Genomic DNA, 14,724 nt, shown 5'->3' on the forward strand with positions numbered 1-14,724 from the left:
CGCTGATCGCCTGGGCGGCCTGGACGCTGCGCCGCCACGGCACCACCATCCTGCCCGATAAGGCCGCGGACGTGCTCGTCACCGATGGGCCGTTCCGCTTCCGCCGCAACCCGATCTACATCGGCCACGTGCTGGCGCTGCTAGGCGTGGCGGAGCTCACACACAACATCTGGTTCGCGATCCTGGCCGTCCCGTACATCCCGCTCGTGACCTGGCTCGCGGTCCTTCCTGAGGAGCGCCACCTCGAAGCGCGCTTCGGCGACGCCTACCGTGACTACAAGGCCCGCACCCGGCGATGGATCTGACCCCGATGCGCCGCCGCCTTCCTTCTGATCCTCCGCACGCTTTCCCGCCCTCATCATGCCGAAGGCATGTCTCCGACATGACGTGGGGGAGGGTCAGAGAGGGGTGGACTCCGCAGCATCGGCCGTCGGGATTTCCCCCATCCCTAACCCCTCCCCACACGGGGGAGGGGGACCGGGAGGTGTTCCCATGAGCATCGACTACGGCGAGAGGGAGCGCCAGTTCCTGGAGACGCTGAAGGCCGACACCGGCCGCGCGCTCGACGAGTGGATGGCGGCCATCGCCGCCGAGGGCCTGACGCACAGGAACGACATCATCGACTGGCTGCGGCGCCAGGGCTTCATGTTCTCGAAGGCGTCCTGGCTCGAGCGCATCCACAACAATGGCGGCCGGCCGATCTACGCGGGATCGGAGCGCCGCCGCGCAGAAGCGCGCCCGCGCATCACCGTGCCGCCGAGACCGCGCCCGCCCGCGGCGACCGAGGCGCTCCCTCAGGCACCGCCCGCACCTCAACCCGCGCCGCAGCCGGCCGCGCCCGCAAGCACGCCGGCCGCCGATCCCGCCGCGATGGACACGCTTCTCGCGCGCGCCAAGGCTTACCGCCCGCTCGCCGTGTACGTGATTGCGGAGATCCGCAAGAAGCTGCCGGATGTCGCCGTCACGCCGCGCGACGGTTACCTCGTCTTCACCCTACGCGGCACCGATTTCGGGCTGCTCGCCGTGAGTGCCAAGGACCTGAAGCTCGGCCTCGCGCTCGCCGGCGCACCGCCCGGCGTGCCGCTCGAGCCGGCCCGCTTTCCATCGCTGCGCGGCGCGCCGCCCGCAAGCCATATGGCGGTGCTCACCGACGCCCGCCAGATTACGTCGGCCCTCCTGGCGGCCGTTGTACAGGCAGCAGGCGCTCCCTAGCTCTCCCGGTGCACGGAGCGCCGATCAGGCAACATCGATTTGCCTGAATTGCGCCGCTTCATGACGACCGCTCGAGGAGGCTCGATTGACCACATCCGCTCGCCCCGCCGCACGTCTGAAGATCCTGGCACTGGTCGCGGCCGGTACGCTCCTGGCTGTCCCCGTCCATGCCGAGACGCCCGCCAAGGATGGCATCGGCGATCTCTTGCGCGCCGCTCCGGGATCCGCTGCACCCGGCGCAGAGGCCGTGCCCGCTGATCCGCGCGAGGGCGATCCCTCCTACGAGCAGGCCCGCGCGTTGATGAGCGCCATCGACTCCATCCTGAAAGACGTGGCCGAGCAGCGCGCGGAAGCCAAGAAGCTGCCCGCCAAGGACGAGTTCCTGGTCACGCCGCTCTGGACCGAAACCCGGGAGGACCGCGAGGATCGCGTCCGCAAGCTCCTCGACGCGACGCTCGGCATCGTCACCGACGCGCCCGTGGTCGAGGTGCAGAAGCGCATCGAGCAGCACCGCCGCAACATCCGCGATCTCGAGAGCGGCATCGTCTCGCTCAAGGAGAAGCAGATCACGGCCCCCAAGGACGCCATGCTTCCCGGCGTGCTGACCGACACCGTCGACAGCCTCGCGACCAAGATCGAAGAGCATCGCGCGCGCATCAAGGAGAACGAGGCGGCGATCTGGACCGCAAAGGGCGAGATCGCCGAGGCACTGATGAAGTCCGGCGTCGAGCTTACGCCCGAGCAGCTCGACCTCTTGCTTGACGGCGTGCTCTCGGGCGACCTCGTGCGCCTCGTCGCCACCTTCCACGCCGCCAAGCTCATCGACGGGCAGCTCGCCAAGCTGATGACGGCCACCGCCGAGAACCCCGGCGCGGCCCGCAAGTATTTCGCGATGCATGCCGCCCTCTTCGCGCTCCTAGTGCACGCGCAGGACGCAACCATCGCCAAGATCGACACCCAGTACATGCCGCGGCTCGATGCCATTCTGAAGGATCTGACGGCGGCCAAGGCCAAGACGCTGGAGCTGATGCGCGCCGAGAACCGCCCCGACCAGCAGCGTGCGCTCGAAGCCAACCGCGAGAGTCAGAAGCTCGCCGAGGAGGCGGCCAAGGGCTACCGGCGCTACCTCGCCCAGCAGCGCGAGCAGATCGCCGCCGCCCGCACGCGCGCCGTCCACGACCTGCGCATCGCCGACAACACGTTCGACACCGTGGAAGCAAGTCTCGAGCTGCGCAACCTCATGCGCGACAGCATGTCGTCGTTCGAAGCCATTCAGAAGCTCGAGGCACCGACCTTCGAGCAGATCTTCAAGAACGAGGAGCTACGGCGCGAGTTCGAGAACCTGACCCGCAAGCTCGACGCGCCCACGAGCTGACGCCACGGCAAACCCTCACTTCTTCGGCGCGCTGAGACGTGCGTGCCTTAACCGACTCGCGTGAGCGTTGAGACTTGCGTGGGTGCCGGCAGTCCATGCGAAGCATGGCTCCGCCATGATGCCGACATGACGTCAGTTTTGTGGAAACCGTTTGCCTCTTCCCACCGTCATCCCGGCCCAGGCCGGGATCCACGCAAGCCAGCCAGGAGCAAGCGGCGGGAGGCACACATCGGCGGGGAAGCAGCTCCCCGCGTTGCGGCTGGCCCTTCGCAGATCTGCTGGAAAGCTTATCACCACTTCATCGTTCGCGTTGTCACATAGTCACATTACCGTCGTACATCCACGGGGTCGCGGCGCTCCCCCATCCCTTGACCGCACGATTCTACCGGCCGGAGAGAGCGCCGCCGATGACCCGTCCATTGATGAAACCGCTTGCCGACGCCCCGCCGGGGGACCTCGCGCACGTTGACTTCGTCCTCACCGACATGGACGACACGCTGACGTTCGACGGCCGCCTCGCGGCTCGGACGTATGCCACGCTCGAGCGGCTGCAGGCGGACGGCGTGCGCGTCATTCCCGTGACCGCCGCGCCCGCAGGATGGTGCGATCAGATGGTCCGCATGTGGCCCATCGCGGCCGTCATCGGCGAGAACGGCGGCTTCTGCTTCACACGTCGGGGCAACACAATCGAGCGCCGGTTCTGGGGCGATGCCGGAGCCCTTGCCGACACCCAGCACCGGCTTCAGGAGATTGCCGCCCGCATCCGCGCAGCCTACCCGGATGCGGTCTTTGCCGACGACCAGCCGTTTCGCCTGACAAGCACCGCGTTCGCGCGGCCGAGCGACCATAAAACGGCCAGCGCGATCGTACGCGCCTTCGAGGCGGCCGGCGCGCACGCCGCGTTGAACGCCATCTGGGGGCTCGGATGGCTCGGCGGCTACGACAAGATCGCCGCTGCCCGCAGGTTCCTCCCCGAGGCCGTTGGCCTCGACATCGACGCCGATCTCGACCGCGTCGTCTTCGTGGGCGACTCCGCCAACGATGCACCGATGTTCGCCCATATTCCCAAATCGGCGGGCGTCAGCACCGTGACCGAGCACCTCGCCGACATTCCGAAGTCGCCGGCCTGGATCACCCGCGGCCCCGGTGGCGACGGCTTCGTCGAGGTGACCGACGCGATCCTCGCGGCGCGGGCATCGCGCGCCTCCCGCACGATAAGTCGCATCGGCGCCGTCCCTGACCGCGGAGCTTGAGGACATGAAACAGCACTTCCTTGAGATCACCATTCACCTCGGCGCGGCCTGGGCCGCGGGCAGCCTGATCGGGCTCGAGCGCAGCTTCCACGGCCGACCGGCGGGCTTCCGCACACACGCCCTCGTCTGCCTCGCCTCCGCCCTGCTGATGGTGGTTACGGCCTACCAGTGGGACTGGCTGGGATCGACCGTTCCCATGGAGACCGTGCGCACCGACCCGACGCGCATCGCCCAGGGGATCATGACCGGCATCGGCTTCCTCGGCGCGGGCGTCATCTTCAAGGACGGGCTGACCGTGCGCGGCCTCACCACGGCGGCATCGATCTGGATCACGTCCGCCATCGGCATCCTCTACGGCGTCGGCTTCTTCTTTCCGGCCACGCTCGCCGCGCTCGCCACCCTGGGCACGCTGGCCGTGTTCCGCCGCATAGAGGGATGGATCCCGAGCCACACCTTCGGCCAGCTCGTGCTGCGCTTCGCGAAGGACAAGGTGCTCACCGAGACGGACGTGCGCGACCTCATCACCAAGCAGGGCTTCTCCATCGCCAACATGAGCTACCGGCTGGACCGCGAGGCGGGCTTCTTCGAGTACCGCATGATGATCCGCACCGGCAACAAGAGCGCCATCGAGAAGCTGGCCGACGAGTTGCGCAACCGTCTCGACCTGCTCGAGTTCCGCATCTCTCCCAGCGGCGACTAGGAGAGCCGGCTCCGTCCCAAAGATGTCATCCCGGCGTCATGGCGGAGCCATGCTCCGCATGGACGGCCGGGATCCAGACACGTTGCCGTACCACCCCCAGCTAGCCCCCTCACGGCGAAGGCGCGCCGAACCATACCCGCAGGAGCGCGCGTCCGCGCCGGCCCCACGACACCGTCTCGTCCGAGAGCGCATCGAGGAAATCAGAGAGCCGCCGCGACTTGACCACGGTGTAGAGCGTGAGCAGGGTCGTCGGCACGAACACCGCTAAGAATGCCGCCACGCGCCACCACGTGGGCTGCTGGGTCCAATCGAAGATGTTCATGCCGATGAACCCGGTCGTCACCGTACCGACCAGACCGAACGTCGTCACCACCGTCAGGCGCACCACGGTATCGTTCTGCTTCCGCATCGCCTCCACGTCGAGGAAGCTGCCCATGTCCTGCAATTCCTCGCGCACCTCGCGATAGAGATTGTCGAGCTGCAGGTGTCCCCGCGTCATGGCGAACAGCTCCCGCATCTGGGCCTGATGCGAGATGTTCTCGAACCAGTAGCGATGATTGAAGCGCAGGAAGTTCTCGTGCGCGCTGCGGATGTCGCGGCGGAAGATGCGGTTGGCCTTTGGATTGGTGATGTCGAGCCGGCTCACGGCGGCCACCAGCCGGTCGGAGAACATGAGCAGCGCCGCCTTTTGGAAGTGCGCGATCAGGAACATCAGGAAATGCTGATGCCGGAAGCGCGAGAGGATGCCGCTGTTGAGGCTGGTGTAGAAAGAATCCGATGCATCCCCGGTCACCACCAGCGTGTCGCCCGACGCATGGAACCGCACGCTCGCGGCCTTCTGCCCGCCCGACATGAAGTTGCGGTCGTAGCAGTAACGCGTTTCGAAGTCCGAGAGGTAGGACTCCGAGTAGGGCAGGTCCCCCTCGCCGGACTCGTTGCCGAGCGCGAGGCGGATGGAATCCGACCGCGAGACCGTCTCCGCGCGGTCGAGCGCGAGATAGGCCATGTACGGCATGCGGTAGTATTCAAGTTGCCGGTAGCGCACGGGACCCTTCACGTCCGTGTGGTGCAACACGAGCGGCGACATCAGGAACTCCCAATGCGCGGCCGTGGTCGGCGCCCGATGGCGGCAGACGAAGGACAGGAACTTCTCGCGGTTCTCGTAGTCTGAGGTGGCGAGCACCCGACCGTCGGCGGCCAACCACTCGACCTTCCAGGGGCAATGGCCGCCGCGGCCGTCCTCCTCATCCCAATAGGCCGGGTAGGCGCGGCCGAAACGGAACATCAGGTTCTGGGCGGTCTCGAACGCGATGTCGTCCACCGACACCTCGAGCGCGAGGATCGCGACGTCGATGTCGAAGAAGAAATAGAGATCGACATGCACGATGTTGAGCGTGATCGGCTGGTCGCCCCGGTTGAGCGTCACGCGCGCCTGCGCGATGTCCGAGCGGCGCATGACCCGGATCGGGCTTTCGCCATAGACCTTGCTCACCGAGCGGCCGAGGCCCTGGCCGTACAGGAAGCGCTGCACCGGGGGCAGGAAAGTCACGAACTCGTTGTAATGGCGGGTCTGGAACTCCAGCGGATCGCCGAACTCGTCATCGATCTCCCGCCAGGGATTGCCCGGCCCCGGTTTCTCGAACTGCTCCCAATGGTCCTGCAGCGGCGCCGCCTCGTCGAGGGGGAGCAGGTAGACCGGCCAGAGCAGGATTTGGCGCAGATGCCTGACGCGCTTCTCTTGGTTCATGACGACCGGCGTTTATGTCCGAGGCGAGTGTCATGCCTCTGATAACCACGCCCGACAGCCGGCCGGCAAGCCACAAACTTGCGCCAGCCGTCATCAAAACGTCATGCCGCCGGAAACTCAGAACAGGATCAACGAGGCAAGGCCGAGGAATGCGAAAAAACCCACACAATCCGTGATCATGGACACGAACACGCCGGACGCCGGCGCCGGGTCGAGCTTGAGGCGGTCGAGCGCCAGCGGGATGAGGATCCCGCCCAGCGCCGCCGCCAGCAGGTTGACAACCATCGCCGCGCCGATCACGGCGCCGAGCTTGCTCGAGCCGAACCACAGGAACACGATGCCCGCCATGATGATTGACAGCACGAGCCCGTTGATGAGCCCGACCAGCGTCTCGCGCGAGATGATGCGGGCGGCGTTCGCCGCGCCGAGCTTGTTGGTTGCGAGCGCCCGCACCGTCACCGTCATGGTCTGAGTGCCTGCGTTGCCGCCGATCGAGGCCACCACCGGCATCAGCACGGCGAGCGCCACCATCTGCTCGATGGTGGCGTCGAACATCTTGATGACGAAGGACGCCAGCACCGCCGTGCCGAGATTAACGATCAGCCATGGCACGCGGCTCTGGGCCGTCTGCACGACCGTATCGCCGATGCTCTCGTCGCCGACGCCGCCGAGCGCCCTCATGTCCTCGTCGGCCTCGTCCTGGATCACCTCCACCACGTCGTCGACCGTGATCACGCCGACCAGCTTGCCGTTCTCGTCGACGACCGGCGCGCTCATCAGGTCGTAGCGCTCGAACTGGCGTGCCACCTCCTCCTGGTCGGCGGTCGCGAGCACGACGTCGAGATCGGTCTCCATGATGTCGGAGATCGGCACGTCCTTCTTCGTACGCAGAAGCCGCGAGAGATCGACGCTGCCGACGACCCGGAAGGCCGGATCGACGACGAAGATCTCAGAAAAGACGTCAGGAAGATCGTCGGTTTCCCGCGCGTGCTCGATGACCTGCTCGACGGTCCAGTACGGCGCCACGGCGACGAAGTCGCTCTGCATGAGTCGGCCGGCCGAGTCCTCGGGATACTCGAGCTGACGCTCGAGAACGGCGCGCTCGCCCTTGGGAAGCTGCGCCAGGATCTCCTCGCGGTCGGCCTGCTCGAGGTTCTCGATCAGGTAGGCGGCGTCGTCGGTGTCGAGCTCGGTGACGGCCTTGGCCAGTAGCTCGTTCGGCAGCGCCTCCGAGAGCTGGTCGCGGACATGATCGTCGATCTCCGACAGCACTTCGTAGTTGAAGGCCGGTCCCAGCGCCTGGATGAGCGCGACGCGATGCTCCGGAGACAAGAGCTCGATGACGTCGGCGAGATCGCGCGGGTGAAGGTTAATGACGAGGTGCGCGGCGCGTTGACTGTCGCCGTCGTGCAACGCGAGCGCCACATCGCGCACGAGATCGGCCACGCTGATGGCATCGGCGTCCGCGTGGACCTGCTGCTCGTCCAAGCCTGTCATGGAAGCTCCAAGAAGTCGTAAGTCTGCCGCAGAAAGGCCCGCGCGCGGCCCCTGTGGCAGCCGCCTCATGCGGTACGGCAAGACCGTACGCGCCACGGCCTAGCACAGCCGTCACCGCCGCGACACTCCGTTCGCCCAAAAAAGAAAGGCACGCATGGGCGGTTGCAATTTAGATACAAACTCTTTTAGGAACCGTGGTTCAATGTGGGGAGCGCCCGTGCAGCCAGGTTGGAATTCCGGGCGCAAACGGAGAGGGACGATGAGCGCCAGTCGGTGCACATGGCTGGCCTTGGGTTTCGCGCTCGCGACGAGCGCGGCGCTCGTGCCCTGCGAGATCCGTGCGGAAACGCCGTCCGGCGATCCGGCGAAAACCACCTCCCCTGCGACACTTGGCGAAAGCGAGCAGGCGCTCACGGTCAACCCTGCGGCAAGCGCCGCGGCCGAGCTCAAGTCCACCCTTACGCTCGACTGCGCCGACCGCCCGGACGTCCTCGGGGTCTCCCGCGTCGTCGAGATCGACACCACGGCGGGACCGGAGTTCGGCGACCAGTACATGAAGGTCGAGCCGAAGTTCCTAGAGCCCGGCGAAGTCGTGCTGACCTTCGACGACGGCCCCATGCGCCGTTACACGCGCCCGATCCTCGACGCCCTCGATGAGCAGTGCGTGAAGGCGACCTTCTTCGCGGTCGGCCGCATGGCCATTTCCGATCCCGCGACGTTGCAGGAGGTCGCGCGCCGCGGCCACACCATCGGCACGCACACCTGGTCGCACAAGAACTTGAGCACGCTCAGCGCCGCGGCCATGAAGCGCGAGTTCGAGCTCGGCGTCTCCGCCGTGGCCGCCGCCGCCGGCGCGCCCACGGCACCGTTCTTCCGCTTCCCTTACCTCGGCCACAGCAAGGCCACGCGCGACTACATCAAGAGCCGCGGCGTCGGCATTTTCGGCATCCACGTGGATTCGAAAGATTTCCGCACCAAGAGCCCCGGCGTCGTTCTGCGCAACGTTCTGGCCGGGCTCGGGCGCGAGAAGAAGGGCATCCTCCTCTTCCACGACATCCAGCCCTCGACGGCAGGAGCGTTGACAAGCCTGCTCGAGGAGCTGAAGGCGCGCGGCTTCAAGGTCGTCCACATGGTCGCCAAGCACACGCCGATCACCCTGCCCGAGGATGACGCCATCGCCGAGAAGGCCTTGAAGGCGAAATCGGTGGCGGCCGCCAACACCCCCCTGGCCGACCGCGCCGCGACATGGCCGGTCTCCGGCGCCGAGCCCGACGACGGCGCATCCGCTCCGCCCGCCAAGAGCTCCGGTAAGGCAGCCACGCAGGCGCCCCGTCCCGCCAAGCCGTTCGACTGGGCCAACCCGTCCAACGACCCCTGGCAGCTCAAAGCCTTCGGCAGCGACTGAGCCCCACTGACCGAGTCCCAAATGCCGCGCCGCCGCTGAAAATCGCGGCGCCCGGCCGAGGCGCGCTTGTTGAAGCCGGCGAATTGGCCGACAGTCCGCGCGACGATCAGGACCAGACCATGATCGCTTCGGACCCTATCGGTCCGAAGCGTGAATCATCGGTCTCATCAAAAGGCTGGAGCGCGATCCAGGTTCAATCAAACTGATCGCGCTCTAGGGATCGGAAACGGGGAGCTGGCCTCTTGCGCTGGACCAACAAAGCCTCGGCCGGGGCGGCACTTGCGCTTCTGGTTGCGTACGCATCCGGAGCCTTGGCTTGCCCGGACCCGGACAAAGCCCTCGGCGTCTCCCGCTTCATCGAGATCGACACCTCGGGCGGGGCAATCTTCGGCTCCATGACCAAGCGCGACAAGGAGGAGAGCTTCCTGGCCGAGGGCGAGGTCGTCTTGACCTTCGACGACGGCCCCGTGCCGTGGGTGACGAAGCCGATCCTCGACACGCTCGACACGTTCTGCACCAAGGCCACGTTCTTCTCGGTGGGCGAGATGGCGGTCAACTATCCGGCCATGACCAAGGATGTGCTGGCCCGCGGCCACACGGTCGGCACGCACACATGGTCCCATCCGAACAATCTGCGGCTGCTGTCCATCGACAAGGCCAAGGACGAGATCGAGCGCGGGTTCGCCGCGGTGGCGCTCGCCGCATCGGCCGACATCGCGCCTTTTTTCCGCTTTCCGGGATTGAACGACAGCGACGAGCTGCTGACCTATCTGCAGTCGCGCTCCATCGCCAGCTTCACCGTCGACGTGATCTCCAACGACAGCTTCATCGGTAGCCCCCAGCGCATCGCGGAGCGCACACTGAAGCAGGCCGCCGCGCGCGGCGGCGGCATCCTGCTGTTCCACGACCTGAAGCGGCCGACCGCCAAGGCCCTGCCCGCGATCCTCGCCGGGCTCAAGGCCAAGGGGTTCAAGATTGTCCATCTCACCGCGAAGACTCCGGCTGTCCCGCTCGGAACCCTCGATGCCGAGCTGCAGCCGGTCCTGGCCAAAGCCTCCTCGCGCGACGTCACGCCCTTCTATGGTCCGATCCCGCCGCCGCGGACGCCCGAGGGACACGAGCCCGCGACCAGCGAGCTGGCCCCGCCCGCCCGGACACGGCTGGCGGACCCGCCCGACGCGCCAGACAAGCAGGCGTCCTCCGCCCCTTAGAGCACCGCTTTGCGGCACATGCGCTGTAGCTCCTGCCATATTTCCGGCGTAAGCTCGTCGTGAGCACAGCCCGTTCAGGTTCGGTTCAGAAATTTCGACGGATTTTGGCCTGCTCCCGCGTTCTCCCCATCTTGGGAACGCGATCGGGCAAGCTCGAAAGGCCCGGCGCGCCGGACAGCGTCCCCGGACCCTGATCAAATCTCCGCCGTCGCCTGACTGCCCTGTTAACGCGACCCTGTTCCAGGACTAGGTGCCGATATGCTGAAGGTGTGGATCGCATGCGCCCTGCTCGCTCTTTCGGGCGGCGCCGCGTTCTACCTGACGGACGGGAAGATCTGGGACGTGGCGCGGCAGCAGGCGGACCGTGCCGGCCTCTCCAAGATCTTGACGTCGACGGACAGCCGCGGAGCGGCGCCAAAGGCCACCGCCGCGAAAAAGCAAAGTCCGGCGAGCGAGAAGGCCGAGCCGGGCGTCGCGGTCGAGGCAGCAACCGCCGTATCCACCACCTCGACGCAGGACCTGCGCGCCATCGGCACGCTGCAGTCCGACGAAAGCGTGCAGATCACCTCCGAGATCGCCGGCCGCATCACGGCCATCCCGCTCTTCGAAGGCGCACCCGTCGTCGCCGGCGGCGTCATGGTGCAGCTCGACGATGCGCTGGCCAAGGCCGAGGTGGCGGACGCGCAGGCGCGCTTCAATCTCGCGCAGGGCAACCTGGGACGCGCCAACTCGCTCGCCCGTTCCGGCAACGTGACCGAGCGCGCCCGCGACGAGGCCTCGACCACCGCGGAGACGACGCGCGCCGCGCTGGAGCTTGCCAAGGTGCGCCTGTCGAAGCACACCATCCGCGCACCCTTCAGCGGCACCGCCGGCATTCGCAAGGTCTCGCCTGGCGCCTACGTCGAGGCGGGCCAGGCAATCGTCAACCTCGAGAAGATCGATACCCTTAAGATCGACTTCAAGCTGCCCGAGCTGTTCCTGTCCCAGGTGAAAAACGGCCAGACCGTCGAGATCACCGTCGATGCCCTGCCCGGCCGCACCTTCACCGGCACCATCTACGCCATCGACCCGCACATCGACGTCAACGGCCGCGCGCTCAACATCCGCGCTCGCCTCGAGAACCCTGAGCTGATCCTGCGCCCCGGCCTGTTCGCGCGCATCCGCGTCAAAGGACAGGTGAAGCGCAATGTGCTGGTCATCCCCGAAGCCGCCATCGTGCCGCGTGGCGAGGACAAGATCGTTTACCTGATCAGGAACGGCCAGGCGATCGAGGCCAAGGTCACGCTCGGCAGCCGCTACAAGGGATTGGTTGAGGTCCTGGACGGGCTCGGCGAGGAGGCCATGGTGGTCACGGCCGGCCAGCAGAAGCTCAAGGACGGCAGCCCCGTCGAGGTCGTGGTCGGCGGCGCCACCCCCGGTGCGCGGGGAACCTGATGGGCCTCTCCGAGCTCTGCATCCGCCGCCCGGTCTTCGCCACCGTCCTGAGCCTTGTCATCGTCCTGCTCGGGTTCGTCTCCTACAATAGTCTGACCGTGCGCGAGTATCCGAACGTCGACGAGCCCGTCGTCTCGGTCCAGACCCGCTACCCCGGCGCCTCCGCCAAGATCATCGAGTCGCAAGTCACTCAGATCCTTGAAGGCTCGATCGCCGGCATCCCCGGCATCGACGTGATCGACTCCCGGAGCCGCTCCGAGGAGAGCCGCATCAGCGTGCGCTTCCGCCCCGACGTCGACCAGGACGTGGCCGCAAGCGACGTGCGCGACCGCGTCTCGCGCGTCCGCGGGCGCCTCCCCGACGAGATCGACGAGCCGATCATTGCCAAGGTCGAGGCCGACGCGCAGCCGATCATGCTCCTGGTCTTCAACAGCCCGATCCTCTCCCCGCTCGAGATCACCGACTACATCGACCGCTTCGTCATCGACCAGTTGAAGAACCTGAACGGCGTCGCCGACGTCTCCATCTACGGCGAGCGGCGCTATGCCATGCGCATCTGGATCGACCGCGAGCGGCTCGCCGCCTTCGCGCTCACCGTGCAGGACATCGAGAGCGCACTGCGCGCCCAGAACGTCGAGCTGCCTTCCGGTCGCATCGAGAGCGCGGAGCGGGAGTTCAGCGTGCTCTCCCACACCGGCCTCGTGACGCCCGAGGAGTTCCGCAGCATCGTCATCAAGGTCTCGGGCAACCACCAGGTGAAGCTCGGCGAGGTGGCGCGCGTGGAGCTCGGCGCCTTCGACGAGCGCCGCGAAAGCCGCTTCGAGGGCGGCACCGCAATCGCCGTCGGCGTCATCAAGCAGGCGGTGTCCAACCCGCTCGACGTATCGAAGACCGTGCGCGCGCTGCTGCCCAGGATCAACGAGACCATGCCCAACGGCATGCAGGCGTATATCGCCAATGACGACGCGATCTTCATCGAGCGCTCCATCGAGGCCGTCTATCACGCCATCGCAGAAGCCATCCTGCTGGTCGTGCTCGTCATCATCCTGTTCCTGCGCTCGGTACGCGCCTCCATCATCCCCATCGTCACCATTCCGATCTCGCTCATTGCCACGTTCACGCTGATGCTCGTCTTCGGGTTCAGCGTGAATACGCTGACGCTGCTCGCCATGGTGCTGGCCATCGGCCTCGTCGTCGACGACGCCATCGTCGTGCTGGAGAACATCTATCGCCACATCGAGCACGGCATGAAGCCGGTGGAGGCCGCGATCAAGGGCACGCGAGAGATCGGCTTCGCCGTCATCGCCATGACGCTGACCCTCGCGGCCGTGTACGCGCCGATCGCATTCGCACCTGGAAAGACCGGACGCCTGTTCCTGGAGTTCGCCCTGACGCTGGCGAGCGCCGTCATCTTGTCGGGCTTCGTCGCACTCACGCTGACGCCGATGATGTGCTCGCGCCTCTTGCGCCACAATCCGACGCCGGGGCGGGTGTTCGTCGCCATTGAGAACGTGCTCAAAGGTCTCGAGACCGGCTACGGGCGGCTCCTCCGGCTCGCGCTCCGCCATCGCCCGGCCGTGCTTCTCTTCGGCCTCGCCGTGGCCGCGTCGAGCGCCTTTTTCTTCCAGAACCTCAAATCCGAGCTGGCCCCGGTCGAGGATCGGGGGGTGATCCGCGTGCGCGGCACCGGCCCCGAAGGCGCGACGCTCGCCTACACCAGCCGCTACAGCGCCGAGGCCGACGCCATCCTGGCCGACATCCCGGAGATCGAGTCGCGCCTCGTCATCAACGGCAACCCCGAGGTGTCGGGCTTCCTGATCTTCGCCCCCTTAAAGGACTGGAGCGAGCGCACACGGACGCAGCAGGAGATCACGCGCGAGATCAGCCCCAAGGTGCGCCGCATCGCCGGCGTGTTCGCGTTCGCCCCCAATCCGAACGCCTTCGGGCAGCGCGGCTCATCGAAGCCGGTCGAGTTCGTGGTGCAGTCGTCCGGCACCTACGAGGAGCTGGAGAAGCTCTCCACCACGCTCATGACGGCCCTCGAAGGCTATCGCGGTCTCGAAAGCCTGGAGACGGACCTCAAGCTCAATACCCCCGAGTTCCGCATCGACATCGACCGCGCCAAGGTCTCGGACCTGCGCCTCGACGTGAACGTCGTCGGTCGCACGCTGGAGACGCTGCTCGGCGGCCGACAGGTAACGCGCTTCGAAATGAACGGCGAGCAGTACGACGTCATGGTCCAGCTCGACATCCCGGACCGCTCGACACCGGCCGCGCTCGACACCATCTTCCTGCGTTCGCCGACCGGCGAAATGATCCAGCTCTCCAACATCGTGAAGGTCGTCGAGAGCGTCGCTCCCAAGGAGCTGAAACGGTTCAACCAGCTCCGTGCCGTAACGATCTCCGGCACCATCGCGCCGGGCTACGCGCTCGGCGAGGTTCTGGAGCATATCGAACGCACGGTGGACGAGGTGCTGCCGCCGAACATCCAGACCGACGTCAACGGCCAGGGCCGCGACTACCGCGCATCGAGCCAGAGCCTGGCCCTCGTCTTCGTGCTGGCCCTGGCCTTCATCTACCTCGTGCTCGCCGCCCAGTTCGAGAGCTTCCGCGACCCGCTGATCATCCTGATCACGGTGCCGCTCTCCATGTGCGGCGCGCTCGGCATGCTCTACCTCGTGGGCGGCTCGCTCAACGTCTACTCGCAGATCGGCCTCGTGACGCTCGTCGGCCTGATCACCAAGCACGGCATCCTGATCGTCGAGTTCGCCAACCAGCTCGAGACTGCCGGCCGCCGCAGGATGGATGCGGTGATAGAGGCCGCGACCCTGCGCCTACGCCCCATCCTGATGACCACGGGAGCCATGGTGCTCGGCGCCGTGCCGCTCGC

Annotated in this window: 11 protein-coding genes; 9 read left to right on the forward strand and 2 right to left on the reverse strand. The window is 66.6% G+C overall.

Annotated elements, in window-relative coordinates:
• The 5 genes from IT540_RS07135 to IT540_RS07155 form a co-directional block, all read left to right on the forward strand.
• On the forward strand, positions 1–305 hold a 305-nt coding region (locus IT540_RS07135; protein ID WP_291175065.1), incomplete at its 5' end, for an isoprenylcysteine carboxylmethyltransferase family protein.
• Between the two features lie 187 nt (positions 306–492).
• Entirely contained in the window at positions 493–1,212 is a 720-nt protein-coding gene (locus IT540_RS07140) for a hypothetical protein (RefSeq protein WP_291175067.1), read from the forward strand.
• Between the two features lie 85 nt (positions 1,213–1,297).
• On the forward strand, positions 1,298–2,587 hold the full coding sequence (locus IT540_RS07145) for a hypothetical protein (protein ID WP_291175069.1): 1,290 nt from the start codon (positions 1,298–1,300) through the stop codon (positions 2,585–2,587).
• Positions 2,588–2,994: 407 nt separating this feature from the next.
• A complete protein-coding gene (locus IT540_RS07150) occupies positions 2,995–3,840 on the forward strand; it encodes an HAD-IIB family hydrolase (protein WP_291175072.1) in 846 nt (281 codons plus the stop codon).
• A 4-nt stretch (positions 3,841–3,844) separates the two neighbouring features.
• Positions 3,845–4,540, forward strand: a complete 696-nt coding sequence (locus IT540_RS07155) for an MgtC/SapB family protein (RefSeq protein ID WP_291175075.1) — start codon at positions 3,845–3,847, stop codon at positions 4,538–4,540.
• A 109-nt stretch (positions 4,541–4,649) separates the two neighbouring features.
• On the opposite strand, the gene IT540_RS07160 is transcribed toward IT540_RS07155, so the two are convergent.
• Both IT540_RS07160 and mgtE read right to left on the reverse strand, forming a co-directional pair.
• On the reverse strand, positions 4,650–6,287 hold the full coding sequence (locus IT540_RS07160; RefSeq protein ID WP_291175079.1) for a hypothetical protein: 1,638 nt from the start codon (positions 6,285–6,287) through the stop codon (positions 4,650–4,652).
• A 117-nt stretch (positions 6,288–6,404) separates the two neighbouring features.
• The gene (gene mgtE, locus IT540_RS07165; RefSeq protein ID WP_291175082.1) at positions 6,405–7,784 is read right to left on the reverse strand and encodes a magnesium transporter; all 1,380 of its coding nucleotides are present in this window, start codon (positions 7,782–7,784) and stop codon (positions 6,405–6,407) included.
• 259 nt (positions 7,785–8,043) lie between these two features.
• Here mgtE and IT540_RS07170 point away from each other — a divergent pair, with 259 nt between their 5' ends.
• From IT540_RS07170 to IT540_RS07185, 4 genes are all read left to right on the forward strand, one after another.
• Positions 8,044–9,189: a polysaccharide deacetylase family protein gene (locus tag IT540_RS07170; protein ID WP_291175085.1), complete on the forward strand. Its 1,146-nt coding sequence runs from the start codon at positions 8,044–8,046 to the stop codon at positions 9,187–9,189.
• Positions 9,190–9,431: 242 nt separating this feature from the next.
• The gene (locus tag IT540_RS07175; RefSeq protein ID WP_291175090.1) at positions 9,432–10,400 is read left to right on the forward strand and encodes a polysaccharide deacetylase family protein; all 969 of its coding nucleotides are present in this window, start codon (positions 9,432–9,434) and stop codon (positions 10,398–10,400) included.
• A gap of 258 nt (positions 10,401–10,658) precedes the next feature.
• Positions 10,659–11,834: an efflux RND transporter periplasmic adaptor subunit gene (locus IT540_RS07180; RefSeq protein WP_291175094.1), complete on the forward strand. Its 1,176-nt coding sequence runs from the start codon at positions 10,659–10,661 to the stop codon at positions 11,832–11,834.
• The coding region (locus IT540_RS07185) for an efflux RND transporter permease subunit (protein WP_291175099.1) at positions 11,834–14,724 on the forward strand (2,891 nt) is incomplete at its 3' end. The genes IT540_RS07180 and IT540_RS07185, both read left to right, overlap by 1 nt.

It is taken from the genome of Hyphomicrobium sp. (genome assembly GCF_020852195.1).
In the GTDB taxonomy this organism is placed as follows: domain Bacteria; phylum Pseudomonadota; class Alphaproteobacteria; order Rhizobiales; family Hyphomicrobiaceae; genus Hyphomicrobium_C.